The organism is Roseospirillum parvum, assembly GCF_900100455.1.
Lineage (GTDB): Bacteria > Pseudomonadota > Alphaproteobacteria > Rhodospirillales > Rhodospirillaceae > Roseospirillum > Roseospirillum parvum.
Map to the genome: position 1 here is coordinate 1 of NZ_FNCV01000012.1, position 24,777 is coordinate 24,777.

The 24,777-nt window shown below is 57.3% G+C and carries 21 protein-coding genes; 6 read left to right on the forward strand and 15 right to left on the reverse strand.

Annotated features, from left to right (window positions below; genetic code table 11):
* Positions 1–15: 15 nt before the first annotated feature.
* On the forward strand, positions 16–1,350 hold the full coding sequence (locus tag BLR95_RS13710) for a type II toxin-antitoxin system HipA family toxin (RefSeq protein WP_092621336.1): 1,335 nt from the start codon (positions 16–18) through the stop codon (positions 1,348–1,350).
* Positions 1,351–1,446: 96 nt separating this feature from the next.
* Here BLR95_RS13710 and BLR95_RS15580 read toward each other — a convergent pair whose 3' ends face one another.
* The 3 genes from BLR95_RS15580 to BLR95_RS13720 form a co-directional block, all read right to left on the reverse strand.
* Entirely contained in the window at positions 1,447–1,881 is a 435-nt protein-coding gene (locus tag BLR95_RS15580) for a hypothetical protein (protein ID WP_143131012.1), read from the reverse strand.
* Positions 1,882–2,037: 156 nt separating this feature from the next.
* Positions 2,038–2,751: a hypothetical protein gene (locus tag BLR95_RS13715; RefSeq protein WP_092621339.1), complete on the reverse strand. Its 714-nt coding sequence runs from the start codon at positions 2,749–2,751 to the stop codon at positions 2,038–2,040.
* Positions 2,748–4,157 (reverse strand): type IV secretory system conjugative DNA transfer family protein, encoded by a 1,410-nt coding sequence (locus BLR95_RS13720; protein ID WP_092621342.1) that lies wholly within the window; start codon positions 4,155–4,157, stop codon positions 2,748–2,750. Before BLR95_RS13720 ends, BLR95_RS13715 begins: the two co-directional genes overlap by 4 nt.
* Before the next feature lie 279 nt (positions 4,158–4,436).
* Between BLR95_RS13720 and BLR95_RS13725 the strand changes: the two genes are divergently transcribed.
* Positions 4,437–4,625: a hypothetical protein gene (locus BLR95_RS13725; protein ID WP_092621345.1), complete on the forward strand. Its 189-nt coding sequence runs from the start codon at positions 4,437–4,439 to the stop codon at positions 4,623–4,625.
* Positions 4,626–4,676: 51 nt separating this feature from the next.
* Here BLR95_RS13725 and BLR95_RS13730 read toward each other — a convergent pair whose 3' ends face one another.
* From BLR95_RS13730 to BLR95_RS13770, 10 genes are all read right to left on the reverse strand, one after another.
* Positions 4,677–5,576 carry an ArdC family protein gene (locus BLR95_RS13730; protein ID WP_092621348.1) on the reverse strand — a complete coding sequence of 300 codons (900 nt, stop codon included), beginning with the start codon at positions 5,574–5,576 and terminating at the stop codon, positions 4,677–4,679.
* 377 nt (positions 5,577–5,953) lie between these two features.
* The gene (locus BLR95_RS15585) at positions 5,954–6,889 is read right to left on the reverse strand and encodes a hypothetical protein (protein ID WP_143131013.1); all 936 of its coding nucleotides are present in this window, start codon (positions 6,887–6,889) and stop codon (positions 5,954–5,956) included.
* On the reverse strand, positions 6,889–8,616 hold the full coding sequence (locus tag BLR95_RS13735) for an AAA family ATPase (RefSeq protein ID WP_092621351.1): 1,728 nt from the start codon (positions 8,614–8,616) through the stop codon (positions 6,889–6,891). The genes BLR95_RS15585 and BLR95_RS13735 overlap by 1 nt, the downstream gene beginning before the upstream one ends.
* Before the next feature lie 2 nt (positions 8,617–8,618).
* A complete protein-coding gene (locus BLR95_RS13740) occupies positions 8,619–9,635 on the reverse strand; it encodes a DUF4917 family protein (RefSeq protein WP_092621354.1) in 1,017 nt (338 codons plus the stop codon).
* Positions 9,636–9,644: 9 nt separating this feature from the next.
* Positions 9,645–10,565 carry a DUF5655 domain-containing protein gene (locus tag BLR95_RS13745; protein WP_092621357.1) on the reverse strand — a complete coding sequence of 307 codons (921 nt, stop codon included), beginning with the start codon at positions 10,563–10,565 and terminating at the stop codon, positions 9,645–9,647.
* The gene (locus BLR95_RS13750) at positions 10,562–11,077 is read right to left on the reverse strand and encodes a hypothetical protein (protein WP_092621360.1); all 516 of its coding nucleotides are present in this window, start codon (positions 11,075–11,077) and stop codon (positions 10,562–10,564) included. The genes BLR95_RS13745 and BLR95_RS13750 overlap by 4 nt, the downstream gene beginning before the upstream one ends.
* Positions 11,074–12,234 carry a restriction endonuclease subunit S gene (locus BLR95_RS13755; protein ID WP_092621363.1) on the reverse strand — a complete coding sequence of 387 codons (1,161 nt, stop codon included), beginning with the start codon at positions 12,232–12,234 and terminating at the stop codon, positions 11,074–11,076. Before BLR95_RS13755 ends, BLR95_RS13750 begins: the two co-directional genes overlap by 4 nt.
* Positions 12,231–13,757 (reverse strand): type I restriction-modification system subunit M, encoded by a 1,527-nt coding sequence (locus tag BLR95_RS13760; RefSeq protein ID WP_092621366.1) that lies wholly within the window; start codon positions 13,755–13,757, stop codon positions 12,231–12,233. Before BLR95_RS13760 ends, BLR95_RS13755 begins: the two co-directional genes overlap by 4 nt.
* Positions 13,754–17,170, reverse strand: a complete 3,417-nt coding sequence (locus BLR95_RS13765) for a type I restriction endonuclease subunit R (protein ID WP_092621369.1) — start codon at positions 17,168–17,170, stop codon at positions 13,754–13,756. The genes BLR95_RS13760 and BLR95_RS13765 overlap by 4 nt, the downstream gene beginning before the upstream one ends.
* Positions 17,167–18,024, reverse strand: a complete 858-nt coding sequence (locus tag BLR95_RS13770; protein ID WP_092621372.1) for a BrxR family helix-turn-helix transcriptional regulator — start codon at positions 18,022–18,024, stop codon at positions 17,167–17,169. The genes BLR95_RS13765 and BLR95_RS13770 overlap by 4 nt, the downstream gene beginning before the upstream one ends.
* 973 nt (positions 18,025–18,997) lie before the next feature.
* Between BLR95_RS13770 and BLR95_RS13775 the strand changes: the two genes are divergently transcribed.
* Positions 18,998–19,318 carry a hypothetical protein gene (locus BLR95_RS13775; protein ID WP_218119567.1) on the forward strand — a complete coding sequence of 107 codons (321 nt, stop codon included), beginning with the start codon at positions 18,998–19,000 and terminating at the stop codon, positions 19,316–19,318.
* Between the two features lie 181 nt (positions 19,319–19,499).
* Complete coding sequence (locus tag BLR95_RS13780; protein WP_218119568.1) at positions 19,500–20,576, forward strand: tyrosine-type recombinase/integrase; 1,077 nt, start codon at positions 19,500–19,502, stop codon at positions 20,574–20,576.
* A 611-nt stretch (positions 20,577–21,187) separates the two neighbouring features.
* Here the strand turns inward: BLR95_RS13780 and BLR95_RS15590 are convergent.
* Together BLR95_RS15590 and BLR95_RS13785 are read right to left on the reverse strand one after the other, a co-directional pair.
* Positions 21,188–21,766, reverse strand: a complete 579-nt coding sequence (locus BLR95_RS15590) for a hypothetical protein (protein WP_143131014.1) — start codon at positions 21,764–21,766, stop codon at positions 21,188–21,190.
* A gap of 28 nt (positions 21,767–21,794) precedes the next feature.
* Positions 21,795–22,619: a helix-turn-helix domain-containing protein gene (locus tag BLR95_RS13785; protein ID WP_092621378.1), complete on the reverse strand. Its 825-nt coding sequence runs from the start codon at positions 22,617–22,619 to the stop codon at positions 21,795–21,797.
* Between the two features lie 186 nt (positions 22,620–22,805).
* On the opposite strand from BLR95_RS13785, the gene BLR95_RS15595 reads away from it, so the two are divergent.
* Positions 22,806–23,138 carry a hypothetical protein gene (locus BLR95_RS15595; protein WP_143131015.1) on the forward strand — a complete coding sequence of 111 codons (333 nt, stop codon included), beginning with the start codon at positions 22,806–22,808 and terminating at the stop codon, positions 23,136–23,138.
* Positions 23,132–24,772, forward strand: coding sequence for a recombinase family protein (locus tag BLR95_RS13790; protein ID WP_092621381.1), 1,641 nt, complete (start codon positions 23,132–23,134; stop codon positions 24,770–24,772). The genes BLR95_RS15595 and BLR95_RS13790 overlap by 7 nt, the downstream gene beginning before the upstream one ends.
* Positions 24,773–24,777: the final 5 nt, after the last annotated feature.

Genomic DNA, 24,777 nt, shown 5'->3' on the forward strand with positions numbered 1-24,777 from the left:
CGAGGACGTGTTCTAATGCCGCGCCGTCGTACCCGCATCCCTCTGAACGTGTATCTCAACAACCGGCTCGTCGGGCGTCTCAACCGCGAAAGCAGCGGCGCAATCGACTTCGCCTATGACCTGAGCTGGCTGGAATGGGAACATGCACTGCCGGTATCCCTCTCCCTGCCCCTTCGCGAGGATCGCTATATCGGCGCACCCGTCGCGGCCGTATTCGAAAACCTGCTGCCCGACTCCGACGCACTGCGGAAGCGGGTCGCCGAACGTGTCGGCGCGACCGGCACTGATGCCTATAGTCTGCTCGCCGCCATTGGCCGGGATTGCGTCGGGGCCTTGCAGTTTCTGCCGGATACCCTATCCCCGGACGATATCATGCAAAGCACCGGCAAGATCGAAGGGGAGCCCGTCGACGAAGACGACATCGGCCGGATACTGAACAACCTGGCGCGCGCGCCGCTCGGCCTCGATGAAGACGACGCCTTCCGAATATCCGTGGCGGGCGCACAGGAAAAGACCGCCCTGCTCCACTATGAAGGGCGTTGGCTCAAGCCAATCGGCACGACGCCGACGACGCACATCTTCAAGCCACAGATCGGCCAGCTCCCGAACGGGATCGACCTGTCTAACAGCGTCGAAAATGAATTCTATTGCCTGCAACTGATGAAAGCCTTCGGGCTTCCGGTCAACGAAGCGCGTATCGAAAGCTTCGCCGGAAAAAAGGTGCTCGTGATCGAGCGCTTCGACCGGCGTTGGGCGCGCGACGGCCGGTTGCTTCGCCTGCCGCAAGAGGATTGCTGTCAGGCGCTCTCAGTCCCGCCAACCATGAAATATCAGAACCAAGGGGGGCCGGGCATTTCGGCCATCGTCGAACTGTTGAAAGGCAGCGACGAGCCCGAGGCCGATCAGCTCGCCTTCTTCAAGGCCCAAATCATTTTCTGGCTCATCGGTGCGACCGACGGTCATGCGAAGAATTTCTCGATCTTCCTCACACCGGGCAGCCGCTATCGGCTGACGCCCTTCTATGATGTGCTCACGGCGCAACCGAGCCTCGACGATCACCAGATTCAGCGCAAGCAAATGAAGCTGGCAATGGCGATTGGCGACAAGAACCGATACCGGATCGAGGACATCATGGGCCGTCACTTCGTTCAGACGGGCGCGAAGGCGGGAATGGCGAAGCGCCTGACGATCCAGGCGATCTGCGATATCAGCGAAGCGGCCGAGAACGCACTGAAGGCGGTAGAAGCCCAACTGCCAAAGGACTTCCCCGCCGCCATCCATGAGTCGGTTAGCACCGCCATGCGAGACCGCGCCCGCCGTCTCGAACTGAGCGCGGCAGACGCCGAATAAGTCACCAACCACTATGTTCCGGGACAGCCGCAAGAAGCGCGGCATCAACAAGGATCGCGGCCAGGGCCGGGACCGGTAAAGTCTAAAGTCGCCCCGTCAATACAGAGGCGTACCGTTTCTGAATATCTGTACTATACGGTCTGAATTGTCATACTGTATCGAAAAATTATGCGACCAAAAATAGCCGGAAATAGGATCTTCATAATAGTAACTGAACGAATTTTCCCGCACATCTTCGGAAATTTTACTTTTAGTTACGCCCAAATTTGAGAATATTACCTTCTCTGCTTCTGTTTTTGGCAGCCCTATCGGGAAACTGTGGATCAAGGCTTGATCAAGCTCATCTCGATTTGAGTAGTCTCGGAATTTGAAATTTTGAGGCTTGAAATCAGGATGCTCTGGGTCTTTGATCTTGAAAGGGTTATAGTACAGCCATATCGAGAAGGCGACGACGACAATCAACGCTAACATAGATAGGGCCAGATAACCGATATATCTAATTATCCTAAATACAATATCTTCAATTCTCATAACTATAATCTACCTTAATATAGAACTCACAATTTCTATATTTTCACAAAGCCTTTGTTATGTCTTGGACTTTATCATTTTCGGCTATCATCAATAATCTAAAAAGGGCGGGCACCGGAATGCCCGCCCCTCAGAAACCGTCGATCTGCATCGGCTCTAGTATTTCATATCGCTGTCGTCGCCTTGCTGTTCGATCAGTTTCTTTAGCTCGCGCATCGCCTTGGCCTTCTTGGGGTCGCGGTCCTTGCGCTGCTTCTTCATCTCGCCGTTCAACACGGTCACAAGGCTGATGGCCTGCTGTTCGCTGTCCAGCTCCCAAACCTCGATGAATTTTTCGCCGTAGTCGAAGCCCACAACATAGAATCCGTCAGTACGCTGGGCCGTCGTCTTGCCGTTGAACGTGTGTTCCTGGACGGATGGCGGGACGTGATACATCTGGAACTTTCCGACCAGCGCCCTGTCATAGAAGGCGCCGTTGAGAAATAGGTTGCCGCTTTCCATCCGCTTGGGGTCGCCAAGCGCGTCGCGCTGATAGGACTCCGTGCGCTTGAAGAAGAGAAAAGCCCGCTTCTTGTAGGTGACGGTTTCCTTGACCATGGGCCGTTCCCACCGCCCGACGATGATGGTGTCGCCATACATGCGGAGCAGGATCGGGTCCTTGGGGTGATAGCCTTCCTTCATGCACTCCTTGCCGTGGAACAGGTTGTAGAGGTTCGCAAAGCCCTGGCGTCCGTTCCTGTGCTTGAAGCCGATTGTGAACGGTTCCGGCGCGCGGCTCCGTTCCGGCTCGATCCAGACGAGAGTCCCGAAGACGCGGAAGTCGAAGTCCGGGCTGACGGTATTGGGGCGGCTTTTGGTCGTGGTGGTCATGGCTCATATCTCCCTTTGAAATGTGGATGGGTGTGGTAGACGACGCGGCCGACGGCCATCGGCTTGAAGCCGGGGACCTTGATGATTTGCAGGCCGGTTTCGCGGGCGAAGTAGCGGGTCACTTCCTCGGGCGTCATAAGCTCGTGCAGCATGGTCGAGCGGGACTGGCCCTGAAGGCCCGCCCCCTGACCGGAGCGGGTGACCTCGCCGTCATTGACGACGCGGATCGCCAGCTTGCCGAGAAGCTTGGAGACGTATTCGGCGGTGCTGAAGTCGGTGTTGCCGAACCACTGCGTCACGCCCGCATTGCCGATGAAGGTTTCCCAGCTCGATTTGTAGTGCGCGCGAAGCTGCGAGATGTCCTGAATGATCGGCCAGAGTTTCACGTCGAAGCTGGCCATCTGACCGGCGGCGGATTCGATGGAGCGCATGTGCCCGAGGATCGGGAACTCATCGAGGACGAAGAGCACCGGCAGGCGCGGCTTCGTCCGCTCGCGCTCCATCGCGATCAGCGCCATGTTCAGGATGACCCGCAGCCAGCGGAAATGCGTCGCCATGCGACCGGCGGGCAGGCAGAGATAGAGCGTCGTCGGCTTCTTCTTGATGTCGGCCAGGGTGAAGGCTGAATCCGCAAGCACCCGTTCCATGGCGGGCGACACCAGAAAGCTGGTCTGCTCGATAGCGGTGGAGATGATCGAGCCGCGCTCGTTCTCGGGCTTGGCGCTCATGCTGTCGCCGACCTGGGCGACCGCGCCGCCGAACACGTCGTTTCCGGACATCTCGATGAACAGCTCTTCGAGGTCGCGCTGATCCGACGCAAGAAGCTCGCGCACATGCAGCAGATTGCGCAGCGCGGGCGGCTTCGTCGTCGCAACATGCAGGATCAGGCCGTGCAGCAGGTTCTTTGCCGATAGCGTCCAGTGATCCTGTCCGCGCCCGTCGGGGATAATCAGCGCGTCGGCGAGAAGCCCGGCATCGTCCACCGAGTCCTCGATGCTCGGGTCGAGCATCGCCATCGGATTGAAGGAAGATGTCTTCCATCCCGACGTACCGAAGGGATCGAGCACGATGGTGTTTTGCTTCAGGCGTTCATGGCGGAAGCGGCGGGTGATCCGCGCCAGCTCGCCCTTCGGGTCGATGGCGATCACCGAGCCGGGATAGTCGAGCAAGTTGGAAATGACGCCGACGGATTTGCCGGACCGCGAACCGGCCACGGTCAACATGTGCCGGTCGTCCATATAGCCGATCAGCTTCTCGCCGACGCTGCCGAGGATCAGCTTACCTTGCTGATAAGCGAAATTCGGGGAAGCCGCGACGCGCTCCGGACCGATCCATCCGACCGTGGCGGGAATCGCCTTGTCGATATCCGGGTCCACGCCGCGCGGGAATTTTGCGATGTCCAGCATCGGGGCCGGTGTCCTCTTCTAATTACCTAGAAGAGATATTTTCACCGGCGGGCTGTTCTTAAATGCTGGCCTTGCACAGGCTTTGCACCGCTGCAAGAGACGCGCGCAGCACCGCCGCGCGGTCTGCCGTCACCTTCGCGTTTCAATCCGGGCCGTTCGTTTCCTACGGTTCGATCAGCACGCCGCCAGGCGTGCGCCTTTTCCCTGTCGATGATTGTGCGGGGTCGGGGTCGGGAAAGGCTCCGACTGGCGGGGCCTCCGAACATAGGAGGAAACGAAATGACCCTGATTACGCGCTATCAACTGGCATCCCGCAGCGTCGCGGACCTGCACGCGCTCTATCACGAGATTTATGACAGCCTGGTCCTCAGCCATGAGGGCAGCCCGGAGCGCCGGTGCGCTCTCGCCTCGCTGGAAAACATCCTCGCGGAATTGCATTCCCGCGCGCTGCGCCCGCCCGGTCCCTGACCGGCAAAAAGATAGCGGCCGGACGGTGGAGCCGTCCGGCCGCGTCGCGGCTCAGGCCGCTTTCGCTTCGGCTTCTGCTTTTGGCTGATAGCCTTGCAAATGCTCGACGGCGGCTTGCGCGAAGCGCGCCGCCTGAAAGATGAAGCGCTTATCGTTGCGCAGCACTTCCAGCCATGAACCGATATAGGCCGCATGATCCTCGCGGGTTTCGGGTGTGAGTCCGAGGTCGGCGGACAGGAACGCCGATCCCAGCTCCGCGACCAGCTCTTCGCGGGCGTAGCCTTCATCGCCAAAGCGCTTGCGCCCGAAATCGCGATCCAGTCGGGACGGGTGCCGCGTCCAGTGGGTCAGCTCATGCGCCAAGGTGGCGTAATAGCTCTCGGCATCGCGGAACGTCTCGAAGGGCGGCATCTGCACATAGTCCGAACCGATGGCGTAATAGGCACGGTTCCCGCCATGGCGGATGGTGGCACCGGTGGCGGAAAAGAACCGCTCGGCGGATTCTATGCGCTCAATGTCCGGATTGACCCGCTCCGCCGTCGCATAGAAATGCGCGGGCAAGCCCTCGATCTCTTCGACGTTAAAGACGGTGTATCCCTTCATGAACGGGATGGCCTGCTCGTATTCCTTTCCGGCGTCGTCCGTCTCGGTCTTGGTGAAGGTGTCGGCATAGACGACCAGCTCGCCCTTGGCTCCCTTTCGGACATGCCCGCCAAGCTGCTTGGCCTGCTTGTAGGTCATCCACAGCGGCGCGGTGAATTCCCGCGCGGCGGCTGCCGCCCATAGCAGGATGATGTTGATTCCCTGATACGGGATTCCGTTGTGCCGCAAAGGCCGCTCGATGCGTCCGGCCAGATGTCCGGCGTTCCATGGCTTGCGCCAGGTCAGTTCGCCTTTCTCAAGGTCGGCAATGATCTTGTCGGTAACGCGGCTATAAACATCTGTTTTCATTGGTCTTCTCCTAGTTTGGGTTGCGCATATGCAACCGACTAGGCCCGCGCCAATGAGCGGGGGGACGCCGTCAAGGCCGGGGACCGGCGGAGGGGGATCGCCCGGCCTGCACAAGGCTCCGAAGCCAACGGCGAAGGAGGCGCGGAAGGCAGGGGACACCACCGGTCAACGCCCGAAGGGGCTTGGCCTTGACGGAGGAAGGGGCCGCAGGCCCCAATCAATCAAACAGGAAACAAGGTCGCGGCCGTGGCCGCGTCATTCAAAGGCGGCAACCGCCGCCGCCCGCGCGAGGGATGGAAGCCGAATGGCCGAAACCCGCCCTGGCGGGGTTCGGTTCACGACAGCCCGGCCCGAAAGGCGCGCCAAGCGCTTTTTGATTAGATCAACGTTGCACTGCCGTCGGGCCGCACGAGTACCGATCTACCAATCTTTGTGTAGACCTCCGCATCTGGGGCAAACCTCGCCCTTAGAGCTTGGGCGTGTGTATCGTCCAACAAAGTAAATGTCGCTGTTTCGTTTGCTCCAGCGGGCGATAGCCCGGCGCCGACCATGATTCCTGCACATTCGGAGAGAATGTACCTGTCATGAAAATCCTCCCCACCAGGTTTCTCAGCCCATTCGTTTAGTTCGAGTTCGATGTCTGTTGGCAAATGACCATTCAAACGCCTCTCGGCGTCAGCTCGTAGCATATGGTCAGGCGGGCGAGAGTCGTGATGGCCGAAATGCACCCGTATGCGCCTCGGAGTGAAATTGTAGTTCTGGCAAATGGCAAACAGTTGATCCAGAAATCCCCTATAATCTCCGCCTATTCCTCGAATGTCGAAGTAGGGATCTACAATATTGATCTCTTTTGATGCCGCCACCAGCAAATTTAAATGCACCGCAATATCTTGTATCGTGCGTCGTACATTTCGACTTATGGGAGCACAAAAAAGCGTGTGATCATCCTCACAATCATCAACTCTCAGCAACACAGTACAGGCCTCTTGGGTGTTTAAACTAACTATTGCATGAAAAGGACGAGCGCGATGCTCGCGAAGTGCATTTTTTATCCAGGATTCTCCGTGCTCAAAATCTCTTTGAAAATCTACTATACGCGCTTTCTTGCCGTTCTTAAGGCGATCCACAATGCTCTGAATTTTTACATCGCGGACTCCCGCCTCTTTTGCGGCTTCGATAACCTTCTTTTCCCACTTACCCGGAAACCTAGAAATTAAACGACCTTTATCGAAACCAAATTTATCGATCAAAAAGCGAAAATTCTCCCAACTCGAACCTATTGCCTCTGGGTCTACTGCATACTCGGAGTGCATCAGAAAAGCTCCTCCGACCGCTCTTCGAAGAATCCTCGCGGCCACCTATCCAAAAAGTCTCCGTCCGAGGCCACGCGAAGCGGGATGAACTTCACACTGCCATCGTCGCTCTCAGCGTAAATTACTGATAACGCATCGGTGGTTAGCGAGGGAGCGCCCGGCGGCAACTCTGCCTCAGAAGTCTCACGAATACGGCGGAGCAACCGCAACATGATGTGCTCGCTGTGGGTCTCAATGAGGAGAGACTTACGGGAAGATGGCTCTCCCTCGCCGTCATGCACTGCATCGATTAACAGGTCGCCCATCGCAACCTGGATAGCGGGATGAATGTGAAGTTCGGGCTGCTCAACAGCTAGGAGGCCTATGCGACCGCTAAGGCATCCGACGATCACGGGGATCATCTGCGAAATACCAACCCCGACATCGCTCGGCGCAACCAAGATGCCTTTCGCGAAGTCAAGAAGCGCGATCTGCGTTCGGCTATCAAGGTCTTCATAGAGTTCCTGAAGTTCGCCGATATCATCTTCCGTTAGGCCGCGTTCAAACAGCGCGCTAATACGGCTCGGTATCGGGATTTCACGGAAGAGAGCTTTTTCCAGGCGATAGTTCGTAGCGAGCTTGCTCTCGCTGCTGAGCCAATTGTTCACGGCGTCGAACAGTTCGCCTCTGGTATCGGTATAGAGCAAATCCCATGCTGCTAGCCCCTGCGCCCAACGGGATTCATCGGGCGATAGCCTCGGTCTGAAACCGCGTGTCGGGATTTCACGTAAAGGGCCGATATAGGTCATGGTGCTGAGGAAATCGCGCGCGATCCGTACTGGCCCGAGCATGAGTTCATCGAGCAACGCTGCCAAACCGCGAACGCGCGGAGTATTGCCTTCAAGCTCGAACTTGCCGACTTCTGGATCGCGCAGTTCACAATGCAACGGGCGATTGAGGTCGGGCAGCGCACCGACTTCGGTCGCGATGGAAACGCGGAAGTCACTGCCAAGTTCAGAGCTGCCATCACTCGCCATATCGCGGGAGAGCTCCCAAATCTCGCCACCTAACGGTGAGGCAAAGGGATCGGCTCCTATCTCGTCATCGGATGGTTCCAGCGCGAGAGCTTCCGCGTCTTCCTCAATGAGAGATTCATCCGACTCGTCGATTGACTGGAGCAGCGGATGGGCAAAATTGAATGCCGTGATGTATGCCCGGCCTGCCTGCGGCGGCGAATGAATCGCGGCAACGGGTTGGCCATCAGTGTCGATACGAACCGCTGAGACGTATGGGCCTGCGATCAACTCGCTCCATTTAACATCGATCCCGATTCCGATCTCCTGGACCACCGCATAGTCTTCAAGTTCTGTGTTTTCACCGACGACATAGCGCAGGCGTAAGTTCTCGAAGTCCGGGTGTTTGAGATATCCGCCACCATTGATCGGCAGGCGGTCACTGCCCTGCTCATCGCCTATGTTAATGACGAGCTTGATCGAGATCGCCCGATCCAATTCATGGTTGTGGACCAGTGCAGAGAATCCGCCGAGATCGATTAACCCCCCAGCGATGGTTTGGTCAGGATCGGGGTTCTGGCGCTCCAGGATTTCTCGCACATAGTGAAGCGCCTGGAGAATGGTGCTCTTGCCCGCGCTGTTGGGGCCGAAGAGCAGCGTGATAGGGCGCAGCTCTATGACCTGGCGCTTGCCGATGCCCTTGAAATTTTCGATCTCGATCCGGGTGAGCCGCATTCCTAGTCTCCCCAGACATTTGCCGTCGAGGCATCATAGAAATGGATCTCAAGCGGCCTCTTGCGGGGAATCTCGGAGCGTTGCTCGGCGAACCTCCTGGCCTTGGCGATTGTGCGCCTGTTCACGGTGGACTCGGGGTCGCCATAAATGCCGACGTACAGGTCTTGCACTTTGCCTGTGGGAATCCGGCCAAGGACATGGTCGTCGTTGTCGTCGAACGAATGCCCAAAGACAAACAAGGAGCCGCCGATGCTCTCAAAGCTGCGTAGCGCTTTGTGCAGATAGGCGCTGTGCATGATTTTATCGAGCTTGTCCTGGCTATGCCCCTCGGCGACGAATAACGGGTATTTCTGCTCATCAAGCGCCATCCGAATTTGATCAACGATGGCGACATCGGTTTTTGACCACGTGTATTTAGTCAGTTCGTGACCGGCATCGAAGATATGCAGCGCGCCATGTAGAAAATGGACCGTGGGCGAATTGCTATCCTGCCACGAGACGTAGGGGGCGTCTTCGTTGCCCTCCGGATGCCTAAAACCGTCGTCGCACCGGATATTCAACTCATCGACCTCATTGTGCATGAGGCTCCAATAAAGAAGGAGATCGTAGTTGAAGGTGTAGATGTGCTCAAAATTCGCAAGAAATTGTCGGCAATGAGCATACTGCTCATTTTCAATATCGTAAGGCCGATCTGGATGGTTGCGGGCGATCACATTGGCAAGAATCGTCTTCAGCGCTTCGGCGTCTTGTCGAACCTGCTCGACCAGTTCCGGCGCGGATTGTTCATAGAGCGGCAGTGCTCGCTCCATATCGACCAGCAGCCGGATGACCGCTTCAAAATCCTTGGTGTCCAGCGCATCGAATAGCGCTTCAGCATGGGGCGCAGTGGAGAAGTCCGCTTTGCTGAAGAGCGAGCCGTATGTGAAGATATCGGGCTTCAGCGCAATGCTGAAACCGTTACCCAGCAGCAGGTGCTTCTTCCCCTTAGCTCTTGCGATTGCCTGATCGAACGTCTGCATGCACCCCCCTCACGCGCTTTCGTAGCTGCGCTCCAGCAGCGGTTTGGCTTTGTCGAAATCGGCCATCGAGCCAATCGTCACTTCCAGGTCGCCGGTACCGAAATGGCCGATGGTGCGCACGTCGCGGGTGAAGCCTTTTTCGAGCTCGATCGAGTCCGGGTCGATCTTCAGGTAGACGAGCAGATTGCGCGTGCGTATGTGGACCTCGACGCAGGCAAAATTCTTAATGCGCTTGAAGGCGAAATAGTTCTTCAGCGTTTTAATCTGCACGTCATCGCCGAGATTGGTCAGGAACTCCCGTAGCGCCTCGTAGCGGTCGGTTAGCTCCTGATCGGCTTGGTCCAGATAGTTGGACACGGTCTTGGACCGCCCGCGCGAGCCGCCCGAACCCGGTGGCGCGGCAATACCATTGCCAGCGGCGGGGGCGGAGACGGCGTTGACCTGTTCCAGCAGCAGGAGATCGTCGCCGAAGCGCATATAGCGGATCAGTTCGATATTGTGGTTCATCTGCTTGATGGCGTGCTCGTCGTACTTGCTGAAATCCCCGGCGATGCAGATGAGGCGCGGCGCGGTCCATTCGACCGATTGCGCCGCCTCCTGACCAAAGGCTTTGAGAACCAGCATCTCGAAATCACCGCGATGGGTGACGAGCCAATCCAGGTAGAACAGGCCCTGATTGATCACATTCACATTGGTGGCGCGCTTGTATTCGATGATGACGGGGCAGCCGTTTTCGTCGAGGCCGAGCGTATCCATGCGCCCGCCGTGATCGCGCCCGGTGCTGAACTCGGAGGCGAGGAAGCGCACGCCGAGGAAGGTTTCCAGGTTCTGCTCGATCAGCGTCTGGAGCGACTTCTCCAGCGCCGCCGCCGATCCGTCGATCTCGGCAACATTGCCGGAGGTGATGCGGAAGAGTTTGAGATCGCTCATGCCGCCCCCTTCTCGATCAGATCAGGGAAGTACGACGAAAAGCCGCTACGTACTTCTAGCCAAGTCTTTTCGTTGTAGGTCTTTTTCGAGTGAACGACGTTGAGCACGCGGTAGCCTGCCGAACAAAGGGCATCTCGCAGTTTCTTTTCGAGTCCGGCCATTTCATCGCGAACCGGCTTATGCAAGCGCATTTGCTCTTCACGGTCCTGGCCCGACGTTTGGCCGATTTCGGGATGAATAGGGCCATGGGAGATGAGCTCGTAGCTTGCGCAGGCTTCTGGCTCGATCCCGTTCTCCAAAAGCAAACGGCGCAGGCTGTTTGCGGCCTTGGAAAACCCTAAATGTTGGCCCATCCGCGTATAGGGGGCCGTGGCAAAGGGGCTGCTGCTATCGCCTGTCCTACCCACATAGAGCATTTCACCATCGGGAGTTTCGATGCGCCAAACGTAGAGCCAGAATCCACGGGCGAGCATTCCGCCGGGCAGAACAATTCTGTAGGTTTCCGCTCTCATAAATCACCTCGGAAGGCGCGTTGGGAGAGGGATGCAAAGAGGCGTTCCGCCTGGCCTATTTCGTCGAATAGCTTCGAAAGGAGTGGATCGGCTTTTTCCCGCGCCGCTTGATACCGTGCTTGTGCGGCTCGATCGGGAAGCAGCACGGGATAGGCAGACAACTGCCGTTTGTTGATGGTAGCTATGCCAGTCGTTTGTTTAGCTGCGCGTAGGAAATAATCTTTGCCCCGACGACTGCCGATCTGACGACTTAGGACATCTGGGACGATGACGGACTGATCTACCCTAACGCGAAAAATATGATTCTGATGAATGCACTCGGGCAATTCTTCGCGCCAAACGCACCCTCGACCCAACTTGTCCGGATCGCCTCCTTCAGTGAGAAGCAAATCCCCCTCATACAGGCGAAATCGGTCGATCTCTGTCTCGGTCGCTTCGATTTCCTTAATTTCGTTCAAGTCGAGAAAGCCATCCTGGACGTTTGCGACTCGCATATAAGGCAACGACCGAAGCGTTTGGTCGGGTTTGACCTTTCTTCCCTTTGTCAGGCCTGACGTTATTTCAGCGATATCCCCTAATGGCACCTCATCCCACCCCATTGGGTTGGTGACGGGATCGCCGAACATCTCCAGGAAGGTGGATTTAAGGAGGCCGTCGGCGAGGGTCAGGGCCTGCTCGCGCTTGAGGCGTATGGCGTCCGCCTTGTCCAAAATCGCCGCGATCCGGCGTTGTTCCTCCAAAGTTTCCGGCAGCGTTATCTCTAACTCGGCAATATCTTTCCGCGAAACCTGCTTGAACGTCGAGCCGCGCGCACGTTTTTCTAGGTCGCGACGAGCAAAAGTAAGCCATCGCCAAAGGTAATTGTGATCCAAAGAACCGTTCTTTGGCCGCAAACCAGCGACGCCTCGGCCAAGGCAATATTCTTTGTCAGACCAATTAAGGTCGCCGATGGTGGCTCGAATGCATAATAGAATGTCATTCGGCTTTGATATCTTCGTCGGTTGTGACGTGAATTTTGATGAGACAGGGGTTAGGTCCCCAAAATCGCCAGCCCCAGCAAGCAACGGGTAGCCATTGCCATTGATATTGTAAGACGTTCCCTTGGGGGCCTGTCCCATCGAGATATCACAGACATCAGACAAAGGAACGGTTCTCATCCGAGCATCTCCTCCAGCTCGGCGAGATCGCTGGCAATGTCGTCGTTGAGCGTCTTCATTCGCTCCAGGATCACATGCGGCGGGTCGTATTCCTCTTCCTTGTAGACCCGCTCCTGATAACGGCCGAGCGAGAGATCATAGTTCGCGGCCCGGATATCCTCCGCCGGGACGAAGAACGCCCTGTCCTTACGGTCGGTGTCCTTGCTTTCGTCGCGAGCCTGCCAGCGAGCGAGGCAATCGGGCAGGTCGTTTTCTGCCACCAGCACGCGCTTGTCGTCGAGAGAGCGTCCATCGGCCTGCACGTCGTAAAAAAAGACGTTGTCGGTACGTCCGCCCTTGGTGAAGACCAGAATGCCGGTGGATACACCCGCATAGGGCTTGAACACGCCGCTCGGAAGCGAAATCACCGCCTCCAATTGATTGTCGTCTACTAGCAGGCGGCGCAGAGCCACATGGGCGGTCGAGGACCCGAAGAGCACGCCATCGGGCACAATCGTTGCCGACCGGCCGCCAACCTTCAGCATGCGCAGGATCAGCACGAGGAAGAGCAATTCCGTCTTCTTCGTCTTCACCTGGCGCAGCAGACCGGAGTCTACGTCCTCATAATCAAGGCTGCCTTTGAACGGCGGATTGGCGAGGACGATGTCGAAGCCTTCCTTCGCCGATTTCGGGAAGCGCTCCGCAAAGCCATTGCTGAGCGTGTCCTGGTAGTGAATGTCTGGATCATCGACACCGTGAAGCATTAGGTTCATGGCCGCGATCCGCAGCATGGTGGCGTCAAAATCGAAGCCGTGGAACATGGACGAGCGCACATGCTCGCGGTGCTCCTCCAGCATGTCACCGGTGTAGATTTTGTAAGGCTTGCCTGTGTCGGGATCGGTCTCCTCGATCACGCCTTCGGGCGAGGTGTACTTCTCCATCAGGTGTTCCATCACCTGCACCAGGAAGCCGCCGGTGCCCGCCGCCGGATCGGCGATCACGTCGGTCGGCTTCGGTTCCAGCATATCCACCATCAGCCGGATAATATGGCGTGGCGTGCGAAACTGGCCGTTGATGCCCGCCGTTGTCAGCTTGCTGAGCAGATACTCGTAGAGGTCGCCCTTGGTGTCGCCCTCAGTCAGCGGCAGCTTGTCGATCATGCCCACCGCTTTGACCAACAGGCTGGGCTTCTGGATCATGAGCTGCGCGTCTTTCATGAACTCCGCAAAAGCCGATCCGCTGGTCGATGCCTTTCGGAAGTGCGGAAAGACCTTGTCACGAACCAGTGGCAGCATCTTGTCCGCGCCCAGATGCCGGAATTGCGACCAGCGCAATTCCTGTTCTTCCGGCCCGAATCGCCGCTTTTCGAAAGGCTTGCCAGTGCGCCGGGCGCGGTTCTCGTCGCGCGCCTCGTTCACGTCGAGCAAGCGCACGAACATGAGGTAAGTGATCTGTTCGATCACAGTCAGCGGGTTGGTGATGCCTCCCTGCCAAAATTCAAGCCAGAGCGCGTCAACATCGCGTTTGAGTTCGCCGGTAATCATGGGGTTTGCGTCCTTTCATTGGTGTTCGTGCCGGCATCGCCCGTTGGCGGCGGCGCAAACAGATTCACGATCTTCATCAGCTCATCGATATCCTCAGCGCGCTCGAACACGCCTTCCGGCCCGTCGGCATCGACGACCGTAAAGGGCTGGTCATAGAGGTGATCGATGGTGATGAAGCCAAATTTGATGATGTGATTCTGCAAAAGCCCGAGGAAGCGGGTCTGCTTGGCGGTCAGCTCTGGGTGACTCGCCACGAAATCGGAAAACTTGGCTTTGACCGCGTCCGGATCGAGTCCCACGATGGAGCGGATGGTGATATCGAGCGGCAGAGCCGTGGCGCTGAAAAACTCGTGCAGGTCCTTGGCGGTGACCTGCGGATTCTGGGTGAGCACGAGCGAGACGAGGGTCTGCACATCCTCCGCCCGCACCGGCACGCCAGAACGGATTTTCTTGAGCACCGGGTTGGTGTTGAAGTGCTTTCTCAGCTCCGCCTCGACGAGTTGTTTGTACGCCTTCATGTCGACGGTGCGCAGGCTGGTGCTGCGGCGTCCGGTTTGGATCGCAGCCTGGTCTTCGGAAACATCGATGACCTTGGGCGGTACGCCGCCGGTCGTATCCTTGTCGCGGTAGTGGATGATCTGGCGCAGCGGATCGCGCACCGATTCCAACCGCTCGGCGGTGATGTCCGTCCAGAACTCATCCGATTTGGCACGCTTGATCACGTCGGCCTTCTCTCGCACCGGGTTTAGGTGCATCTGGAGACGGTCGAGGCGTTCGAAGAATTCGATCTTCTGATCGTCGAGGCTGGCAGTGCCATTCAGGATGGCGATCTGCATGCGGGCCACGAGCAGGTCGAACGCATGCGCCTCACCAAATCCGCGCGTCGTTCGCCATTGCATCAGCGGGGCCAGCGTGTTGCGCAGCATCGCGACCGTTGCCGGAGCAAATTGCTTGAGCCGTCCGGCCTCCAGGGCGGACCGGCGCTCGCGCCACTTCTCCCTTACGGAAACAGAGTCCTCTGGCAGATCGGCGATATCGGCCTCGATCAATTTGATGACCGTATCGAACACTCCGACCTCACTCTTGCGCAGTGCAGTTTCCGCCAGCGTCAGACGCTCTTCGAAGAGGAGCTGGAGCAGCGATTTGGATTGCTGGGGCTCGGCAGGCTGGTAGCCCGCTTCGAAGCGCTCGAAATTGCCCCAATGATCGAAGATGCGGAAAACTGTTTTGTCCTTGCCCGGCCCGAACAGGTCGGGGCAAAGGCGGGTTCCGCGTCCTACCATCTGCCAGAACTTGACCGGTGAGCGAACCGGCTTCGCGAAAACTAGATTGAGGATTTCCGGGATGTCGATGCCCGTGTCGAGCATGTCCACCGAAATCGCAATGGTGAGCTTGTCGTTGCTTCCCTGGCCTTTGAAGTCGTCGATCAGTTGCTCCGCGCGCGGATCATAGTTGTCGATGACCTGGCAGAATTTCCCGCCATACTGCGGATACATCTCGTCAAAGAGGCGGCTCATGAGTACGGCATGCTCATGGTTCCGCGCAAAGATGATCGACTTGCCGATGACCTGGCCACTCGCATTGCGAAGGCCGTTTTCCATCAGGTTCCGCAGGATCGCGCGGTTGGTGTCCTTGTTGTAGATTGCCTTGTCGATTTGCTCGGATGAGAAATCGTATTGCGACGGGTCCTCGCCTTGCTCCTCAAGCTCGGCAATTTGCTCCTTGGTGAGCCCTTCCAGCCGGATGCCCTCTCGCAAGAATTGCGTGGTATGGGTGAACACTTCGAACGGGGTCAGGTAGCCGTCCTCAACCGCCTGCTCCAGATCATAGTTGGCGGTCGGCAACTGCCCTTCGCAGTTGAAGAGATTGAAGGTGCTGCGGGTTACGAAGTGAACCGGCGTCGCCGTGAGTCCAACTTGCATTGCGTCGAAATAGTGAAACAGATCGCCATAGACGTTGTAGATGCTGCGGTGGGATTCATCGGCGATGATCAGGTCGAAAAAGCCGACGTCAAAGGACTGGTGGACTTTCAGCATCGCCGGATAGGTCGAGATGAAAATCCGCTCGTTTGCAGAACCTGACACACGCGAATTCACGATCCTTATCGGCTCTGAGGGGAGGAAATCCGTGAAAGCGTTTTTCGCCTGCTTGCGAAGCTCCCGACGGTCGCACAGGAACAACACGCGCTTGGCCCAGCCCGCCCGGATGAGCAGTTCGGCAAGAGCAATGGCAACACGAGTCTTGCCGGTGCCCGTCGCCTGGACTAGCAGGGACTTGCGATACTGATCTTCGAAACGCTCTGTGACGCGCTTGATCGCCTCAAGCTGATAGAGGCGGTTTACGATGTTCGGCTGAGGCGACAGCGCAGAGAGTTTGGTCCGATTGTTGCGCTGGACCTTCACCAGATATTGCAGACTGTCTTTGGAGTAATAGCCATAGACCTTGCGCGGCGGGTATCCGGAAACATCGTCCCAAAGCCAGATATCATACCCATTCGTGTAGAAGATCGCCGGGCGGATGCCTTCTTTCTTGTGGATGGCATCGGCATAAAGCTGGGCCTGTTTGCGTCCACGCTCAGGATCAACCGAAGTCTTCTTTGCCTCAACAACAGCCAACGGTGTTCCGTCATCGTCGAGCAAAACATAGTCAACGAAGCCCTTTCCGGTCGAAGTCGGTTGGTCTTCGACTTCGTACTCTTTCACAACTGTCGGCGTTGAAGTCGCATCTGGCCCAACGTCCCATCCGGCAGACGCCAACAATCCATCGATGATGCGCGCGCGGGTCGTTGCCTCATCGAATTTCAGAATGTCGGCAGACGCCTGCGCCGATGCCGATAGAGCCGCAAGCTCTTCGACCTTCTTCTCCGCGCTGTGAGCTTTCTTGCGGGTCTCATCAAGTTCACGCAAAAGCTCGTTTAGCTGCGCTTCCTGCGCGGCGAGCTTTTCTAGGGTACGCTTGCTCAAGCGCTGCGTTTCGGCTTGGTCTTTGACAATTTGTGGGGCTGGCTCGGCAAACGCCGGCAAGTTAGCCGGGTCAGCCTTTTCGAAGTTGACGGCGAGCCACCGCCCAAGGTCATGCGCCTCCTTCAGCAGCCAAAGTGCAGTTTGGGGCTTAGCCGTCTCGCCGTGCGCGGCCTTGTTGCCTTGCATGCGCAGAGCGTGAAGCTTATCCAACACCACCTTGGGCGCAACGGCGCAGAAAGCGCTCTCCCGCAACAAGTCGATGAAGGAAGGCCGGACTGGTTTGGGAAGCTGGAGTTCGCTGTAAATGTCCTTGGTCATGTACTCGGCGAACGCGCGAAGCTTCACCAGAGCGCTGGTGGCATCTGAATAAGCATATGCTTCGGCAAAGCCTGCCAGCGATGCGAGTTCAGGATATTTCTGGCGGAGGAATTCAAAATTCGTAGATTTCATGACATCGCCTCCGCAAGCGCCGCGTCAAAGGCGGCGCGGTTGGAGACAATCACCGGAGTCTCGTGAGGCTGATCAAGCGAATCCGCAGCATCTAAACGCATCCGCTTTTGGAAGTAATAGAGAAGCGCCTTACGAACCGGCACCGTCACTTTGCCATCAGTCATTTCGTAGTCTTGGGCAATAACAGCTTGCTGCGCCTTGCTCAGGGCCGGATTGGGCTTCAATGTCACCTCGAAGGTTTCGCTCCAGTACCGGTCTGCTTCGGACATAGCAGCAGGCTCACCTTCACCGCGTACCTGTAAACAGCGCGACAGGATGAAGTCCTTGAACTTTTGATCTATGTGACAAGAGGCACGGACGTGCCAACGCAGCCCATCAAAAGCGAGCGCGTGCGGCGTTATCCAACGCCATTCTGGGGTCGGCCGCTGCACATTCATTGATTGGTATTCGACTTTGATGGCGCGCTTGTTGCGGATCGCCGCCAGGATCGCGCGCAGCACCTCGACTTCCACCCGCCGGTAGGGCACCGGCGTGGTATCAAACTCTGGCGCAGCTGCCAGCCAACTTTCTTGAAGACCGTCTGCCGATACGACGCTGGCGCGCAATTGGGCGAGATACATACCGGCGCGCGGCTCAAGGAAGACTGGCTTGAAGTCCGGCGAAGCGAGGTAGCGCTTGGCGCTCTTGTCGTAAACGAGATTGCCGGGTGCCTTCTCCTCATACAGGGTCAGGTCCTTGGACGCCTGCGGAACTGAGACGCCGAACTGCTCCGTAATGTCAGCGCGATTGATGCCGCCCTCCCAGTAGAGGCGGAACTCAATGAATTCCAATCGCTTTTCAACGCCCCAGCGCATCGTTTCTATCTCTTCGTTGCTTTCGCCGGCTCTCGGCAGGAGCAGCCAACATTACGTAAACTTTCCCGATGGGTATAGTTTGTATACATATTATCGAAAGAGTCAAGAACATTCTTGGGACGACACTCCCTTCGCAATCCTCGATAAGGCGTCGTTTGATAGCAGCCGATAAACCGCATCCAAGGACGGTCCTTGGCCGGGTCCAGCGGCGGCACGCTGGTCGTGATTCAGCGCCGAAACGCTGGCCGGGATTTCGAAGGGCGGCGCGTCTTCGATCCATGGTCCGGTTCAGGCGGAGAGGGAAATCTCCGGGTCCTGATCGAGGGGTCCAGGGGGCGCGAATGCCCCCAGGCCGAAGGGGGTTGCAAGGGGGAGAGCCGGACATCCCCGCCCTGCTCGATGGGGCCTTGGGGAGAGCGAATTCTCCCCGGTCGCGATCCAACGGCGAGGCGTTGGCCATGGGGGTTTCGGGGGAGCTTGGAGGCTCCCCTGAACGGTGATGCAACAGCCGGATGTTGCACGGCACCAAAGCGGGGTTCGAAGCCCCCGACGGTGCCGCTCAAGCCCTTGGCGGACAGATGCGCAGACGCGATCTCGGACGGTTAGGGCTTGCCCTGGGGGATGCAACGGGGGACGGGAGGTCGCCCCCTTGCCAAGATGGTGTGGTACTACCACACACATCTTGCGACTCCTACGAACGACAGTTTTCACCATCCGGCTACGGGTTAGCCCGCAACCAAAAGCCAAGCCCCCTGATGCGTTGCAGCAAAGCTCCGGCCACGGCTCAACCGGACTCTGACCGACGACGCCGGGGATGACAAGCGGCCACCTCGAACCGCCCGACCGAATTCGGCAAGGGGTCCGAAACGGGCTGAAACGGATCGCCAGAATCGCCGCAAAATGGCTGTGAGCGCGGCACACAAATGACGCGAGGATAAGAATTTATTAGTACTTTAGGTTGTATCATTAAGATATGATTTACGATGAATTCAGAGCGAGTGAAGCAGGCAATCGGACGGACAAGGAAGCGCCTATCACGGAGGCGGCAAGGCCGCCGACATATGTCGATCTGAGCGAGGCGCGCATGGTGCTCGCGGAGCTGGGTATCCAGCTCACCGAGCGCCAGATGAAGCGCGCGGCGGAGACGGATGCAGAGGGGCGGCGCAAGCTGCCCTTTTTTATCGACCCCATTGACGGGCGTCTCAAGATTGCGCGTCAGGCACTGATCGACGCCTATCGCAAGCGACAGATTGCGGCGATGAAAAATGTTCGGGATAACTCCCCGATACAGTAATTATCGCTTTATATTTTTAACCAGAACGCAATCATTGAAGATTCACTTTGTTATTTTGATGAATTTATTTTGGTGAATGGCAGATATTAGAAAGCGCATAGGTAAAAACGGAACGACATACCAAGTTCGATACCCCTGCCCCTCGGCCAAGTCGGGATACGCATTCAAGACCTTTCGGACAATGAAAGAGGCGCGCGCGTTCCGGGAGAACGCACATGCCTGGAAAGAGAGCCGCCCCGTGTATGGGGCAATCAAGACCGTTCAGGATGGCCTCCAGAAGTGGCTCGATATCTGTGAGAAGGAAGGCCGTGGCGGTCGCGACCCGGTCACCCACTACACCCTCAAAGGCTACCGATACCGAGCGGAGATCATAGCCTCATACGATTGGCCGGACTTCCTTCCGAACCTCCGTGCGCCCGATGTCGTGGAATTCCGCTCATGGCTGCTGCGGAACTATAGCCGAGATCAAGCACGGAAGGTCCTCTCCTACTTCCACTCCATGGTCATCGAAATGGTCAACCGAGGGGTTCTCGACCACAACATTGCCTCTGGGGTGCGCGTTGCCACCACGTCCAGATATGACAAGCCAATCCGTATCCCGACCGTCGAAGAGGTTCGCGCACTCCTTAGCGCCGCAGACCGACTGGCCAACTCCAAGAACGCTCAAATCGCCCGGAGCTGGGCACGCTATCGGCCGATGCTCTACCTGGCCGCCGATTCCGGGATGCGGCCGCAGGAATATGTCGTGCTTCCGCGATTCAACCTTTCTGATCGCGGAGTCATGGTGGACCGGGCGCTAGATGCCGGTGGAGCCAAGATATCGGTTACCAAAACCCCGGCAGGACGACGGTTCATCGACTTGAGCCCCGAAACATTGGATATGGTCCGGCACTACGGTGAGAAGATCGCGTGGCCGAACGACCATGACTTGGTTTTCCCGACCTCTACCGGGAAATGGCAAAGCACGAAGAATTGGCGGCGGCGTGGGTTTCAGGTCGCCTGTCTCGAAGCCGGATTGATCGATTCAGATGCCGATGCATCAGATGGTTCCGAGGACCGCCCCAAATTCAAACCCTACGATCTCAGGCATTTCTATGCCTCGATGCTGATTGACCGGAAGGTCAACTTGAAACGTATCCAGAAACTAATGGGACATGCCGATATTCAAACAACATTAAACGTATATGGGCATATTATTGACAAAGACGAAGATATAGACAATAATATCGGAATAATTTCCATATTGCATGAAAATTGATGTGGCATATTTGTGGCACGCGACCGCTACCCAGCAGAAAGACTGACTTTTAATTAGGATTCCTAATCCTGGGGCCGTGGGTTCAAATCCCGCCGGGCGCACCACAATAAAATCAATGGGTTAGCGGAGAGTTACGGAAAGAAAATCAGCAAATTTTGCATTTTTGCCACAAATTTGCCACCCGCTGTAACCTGCGGTTTTCCTCACTTCTCTTTTTCAGTCTGAATCGACTTGTGGCAAATTGTGACAAATTTGATCGAATATTTTTATTTTTCTTTTATACTCAATAGAGTTTTTTATTTACAGAATGTACTTTTTTCGATACCCATAAACACATGATGAGTAAATTTTCGAAATGTTTGAGATCGATATTCAATATCGCATCTTTTTGTCACGCAAAATATTCAGCCACAGCTAGCCTCGCTGTGTCGACGCTATTGCTTTGGCGTGTAACAGATGAATCTCAGGTTATTCTTTTCATAGGGGGACTGCTCACAATCCTATCTGCCGCACGCGAAGGTTACTATCACGGAAAAGGCATCTCGATGCCGAGACTAAAGATACAACACCTGGGGCGCCAGCGACTGGCGTCTGTAGGAAGCTGCGCGCGATTAAAGGATCGCAATAGCGAGCCCAAGTAGCGTGAGCATGGCACTTACTGCTTGAACCGGGCCACGGCGATACCCGGCAATCGCACTAATCGGAATTTTTGTAAGGATTAGCAAGATTTGGACTATCACCAAAAGCCCAATAGCAATGACTAACGACAGTGCCTCGGCTGCTTGCTCTGACAACCGGCAGAGACTTCCAAATCCGTATGAAACCGCCAGAAAGCCAGGGCCAAAAATCAAGACCATGGCATACGTTTCCGCCCAATCACTTTGCCCTAACACCGATTTCACTGGTGATGCCCACCAGATCATCGTGCCAAGAGCTAGTAGGAGATAGACTACACCAACGATAATACTTAATAACTTTGTAATGAACCCGACGATGCCTTTCCTTTTCTCGACTAGATTTGCAGTCGCATTTCGTAGACTTGTTTTTGCGGATGCTATTCCACGAGAGAGAGATTGATTTAATCTCAATAATTTATCATTCAGGCAATTAATCCAATCATAGTGCGCCGCAATTGTATGCAGGACGCCGAAAGCCGCTATGATGACACCTAAAATCCTCACCAAGTCCATTTACAAATAGCCCAATACAATTCAGTGATTACCCTACCCTCTCCGGCGCGATGTACTCCAAAACATGGTCCGGCAGATCCTTGATCGGGACCGCGCCCATGCGCGGCTGCTCGGCCGCCTGCTCGATCCGTTCGCAATAGAACGGATAGCCGGGATGCGGTCCTTTGCCCGAGGCGGCGATCAGGTGACCGGCAAAGGCGGTCACGCGCGTGCCTTCGGACGGGGCCGGATAGACATAGTGCGCGACCATGAATTTCAGGCTGCGCTCGTCCTCTTCGCGCATGAGGATGAACATGTTGGCCCCGTACTGGAACAGCACACCCTCGTCATGCTCGTTGACGAAGATGCCGCTGGACGGATCGCGATAGCTCTGTGTCTCGCGCGCGGCCAGGAGGCCGCGCCGGTCTTCGATCTCAAGCGTGCTGGCCAGGGCCAAATCGGCGCGGCCGCGCGCAAGCCACCATGGCCGGACCATCCGGTAGTGGCCGCAGAAAGCCGTCGCGGCCCGTTGGTTTTCCGGCGTGGCCGCGATGCCAAGGGCCGCGAGAAACTGCATGAAGCCGAGGCTGAGCGGATCGATCTCGGCCGCGAGGCCGGGGCCGTTGATATGCGGGCTCCATAGCGCCGGATCGGACAGCAGGAAGGCGAACACGCGCCCGCCGCTCTCGTAGTCGATGGGCGGCGGATCACGGCGCGAGGATAGCCATCGGGAGATGGTGGACTGGTCGATCGCCTTGCCGTCCACGTTCATGCGCAAGGCGACCTGATAGGGCGTGATGCCCTGTTCGGCTTTCAGCCAGGCAAGCGCGTCGCGCAGCGCGCGCTTGTCGTCATTGGTGCCTTTCCACTCCATCCCGTCTCAACCCGGCCCGGTCCGCCTCACACCGCCTCTCTCCGTACCGGCGCAGCTTTGCATCGCTGCAAGCCCTGTGCAAGGTCGCCTTTGAACCGGCGCGGACCGGATACCAAACTCATTGATACGGAATGTTGTGTAATGAATCGAAGGGCCGGAAACGGCCCGCAAATGGCAGGTAATTCGATGATCGATCCGGTCACGCACCAGTCTTTATTCTTCCTAAGCGGCCTGCGTCGTCCCGCAAAGGCCAGCTTTGGCCTGCCTAAGTGTCTGTTTTTCTTGACTTATTCTCCGGAGCAACTGGTAAAATATCTATATATTCAAAGTAAAAGGTGTCAGCGTGCGAAGATAAGGCAAGAGACTGCATTCAATAGCATTCACTCCACTTTCAACGGGGTATCCGCCGGACCGGACCGGCGTCTGGTCGCCATGGCGAAGCTTCTGGCGCGCCGCGCGGCGGAACGCGATTATCATGCCTTTCTGGACGCACGCGACGGAGAGGACCGCCCATGCTGAGGGTCGCCCTATATGCCCGCTATTCATCGGACTTGCAGTCCGATGCCTCGGTCGAGGACCAGCTCCGGCTATGCCGGGCGCGGGCCGATAGCGAGGGCTGGCAGATTGTCGAAAGCTATTCTGACCGGGCGATCTCCGGCGCGTCGATGATGCGCCCCGGCCTGCAAGGGCTGCTCTCCGATGCGCAGGAAGGCCGCTTCGATGTGGTTCTCGCGGAATCGCTCGACCGGCTGTCGCGCGATCAGGAGGACATCGCCCATATCTATAAGCGCCTGACCTTCCGGGGCGTGAAGGTGGTCACGCTCTCCGAAGGTCCCGTTTCGGAGATCCATATCGGCCTCAAGGGCACGATGGGCGCGCTCTATCTCAAGGACCTGGCCGACAAGACACGGCGCGGGCTGAGCGGGCGCGTGATGCAGGGCAAGTCCGGCGGCGGCAATGCCTATGGCTATGACGTGGTGAAGCGCGTCAATGCCGACGGCGCAGCCATACGGGGCGAACGCACGATCAATCCCGATGAAGCGGAGATTGTCCGGCGCATCTTCCGCGACTACGCAGCAGGCAAGTCGCCGAAGGCGATAGCCATGACGCTGAACAAGGAAGGCATCGCCGGTCCCGGCGGTAACGAATGGGGCCAGAGCACCATCAACGGCAACCGTCACCGTGGCACCGGCATCCTGAACAATGAGCTGTATATCGGCCGGATGATCTGGAACCGGCAGCGCTTCATCAAGGACCCGGACACGGGCAAGCGCGTCGCGCGGCCCAATCCGGAATCGGAGTGGATCGTCTCTGACGTGCCGGAGTTGCGGATCGTCGATCAGGAGCTATGGGACATCGTGAAGGCGCGCCAGGGCACGCTGGAACGCGCGAAGCCGAACTTCTGGAAGAACCAGAGGCCGCGCAATCTGTTTTCCTATCTGCTCAAATGCGGGGAGTGCGGCGGCGGCTTCGCCAAAATCTCCCAGACGCATTACGGCTGCTCGACGGCGCGCAACAAGGGCACCTGCGACAACCGGCTGGCCATGGGCCAGGTGAAGCTCGAAGCCGCGATCATCGAGGTCCTGCAATCCAAGCTCATGGACCCGGCGCTGTGTGACGTGTTCTGCCAGGAATACACGCGCCATGTGAATCAGGTTCGGCGCTCGCACAATGCGGCGCTGGCCGGGCACAAGCGCGAGCTCAAGAAGCTGGAACGCGACAAGGCGCGGATGATCGACTCGATCAAGGAAGGCGTCCCTGCCGAAGTGATCCGCGATGAGCTGATCCGAACGGTGGACCGGATCGGGGAGATCGAGCGGCTGATCGCCGACGCCCAGGAAGCGCCGGTCATGCTGCACCCGAACATGGCGCAGCGCTATCGGAATGAAGTGCTGAACCTGATCGTCGCGCTCAATGACGAAGCGCACCGGCACGAAGCGGCGGACCTGCTCCGCTCGCTGATCGACAAGGTGGTGTTGACGCCAAACCCGACCCGTTCGGCGCTCACCGTCGATGTGCATGGCGATCTGGCGGGCATCCTGGCGATGGCCCACAAAGAAAAAGGCGGAGCGCCCTCTCGGGGCACTCCGCCGGTCTCGCAGGTTAAGTTGGTTGCGGGGGCAGGATTTGAACCTGCGACCTTCAGGTTATGAGTTCT

Coding starts and splice junctions, on each gene's coding strand:
- BLR95_RS13730 (WP_092621348.1), bottom strand. CDS start 5,576: ATGAAAACAGATGTTTATAGCCGCGTTACCGACAAGATCATTGCCGAC.
- BLR95_RS13755 (WP_092621363.1), bottom strand. CDS start 12,234: ATGAGAACCGTTCCTTTGTCTGATGTCTGTGATATCTCGATGGGACAG.
- BLR95_RS13725 (WP_092621345.1), top strand. CDS start 4,437: ATGACCCTGATTACGCGCTATCAACTGGCATCCCGCAGCGTCGCGGAC.
- BLR95_RS13740 (WP_092621354.1), bottom strand. CDS start 9,635: ATGCAGACGTTCGATCAGGCAATCGCAAGAGCTAAGGGGAAGAAGCAC.
- BLR95_RS13760 (WP_092621366.1), bottom strand. CDS start 13,757: ATGATTACCGGCGAACTCAAACGCGATGTTGACGCGCTCTGGCTTGAA.
- BLR95_RS13770 (WP_092621372.1), bottom strand. CDS start 18,024: ATGCGCTGGGGCGTTGAAAAGCGATTGGAATTCATTGAGTTCCGCCTC.
- BLR95_RS13715 (WP_092621339.1), bottom strand. CDS start 2,751: ATGACCACCACGACCAAAAGCCGCCCCAATACCGTCAGCCCGGACTTC.
- BLR95_RS13720 (WP_092621342.1), bottom strand. CDS start 4,157: ATGCTGGACATCGCAAAATTCCCGCGCGGCGTGGACCCGGATATCGAC.
- BLR95_RS15580 (WP_143131012.1), bottom strand. CDS start 1,881: ATGAGAATTGAAGATATTGTATTTAGGATAATTAGATATATCGGTTAT.
- BLR95_RS13765 (WP_092621369.1), bottom strand. CDS start 17,170: ATGAAATCTACGAATTTTGAATTCCTCCGCCAGAAATATCCTGAACTC.
- BLR95_RS13750 (WP_092621360.1), bottom strand. CDS start 11,077: ATGAGAGCGGAAACCTACAGAATTGTTCTGCCCGGCGGAATGCTCGCC.
- BLR95_RS13780 (WP_218119568.1), top strand. CDS start 19,500: ATGAAAGAGGCGCGCGCGTTCCGGGAGAACGCACATGCCTGGAAAGAG.
- BLR95_RS13745 (WP_092621357.1), bottom strand. CDS start 10,565: ATGAGCGATCTCAAACTCTTCCGCATCACCTCCGGCAATGTTGCCGAG.
- BLR95_RS15595 (WP_143131015.1), top strand. CDS start 22,806: ATGATCGATCCGGTCACGCACCAGTCTTTATTCTTCCTAAGCGGCCTG.
- BLR95_RS13735 (WP_092621351.1), bottom strand. CDS start 8,616: ATGCGGCTCACCCGGATCGAGATCGAAAATTTCAAGGGCATCGGCAAG.
- BLR95_RS13710 (WP_092621336.1), top strand. CDS start 16: ATGCCGCGCCGTCGTACCCGCATCCCTCTGAACGTGTATCTCAACAAC.
- BLR95_RS13785 (WP_092621378.1), bottom strand. CDS start 22,619: ATGGAGTGGAAAGGCACCAATGACGACAAGCGCGCGCTGCGCGACGCG.
- BLR95_RS15585 (WP_143131013.1), bottom strand. CDS start 6,889: ATGCACTCCGAGTATGCAGTAGACCCAGAGGCAATAGGTTCGAGTTGG.
- BLR95_RS13775 (WP_218119567.1), top strand. CDS start 18,998: ATGATTTACGATGAATTCAGAGCGAGTGAAGCAGGCAATCGGACGGAC.
- BLR95_RS15590 (WP_143131014.1), bottom strand. CDS start 21,766: ATGGACTTGGTGAGGATTTTAGGTGTCATCATAGCGGCTTTCGGCGTC.
- BLR95_RS13790 (WP_092621381.1), top strand. CDS start 23,132: ATGCTGAGGGTCGCCCTATATGCCCGCTATTCATCGGACTTGCAGTCC.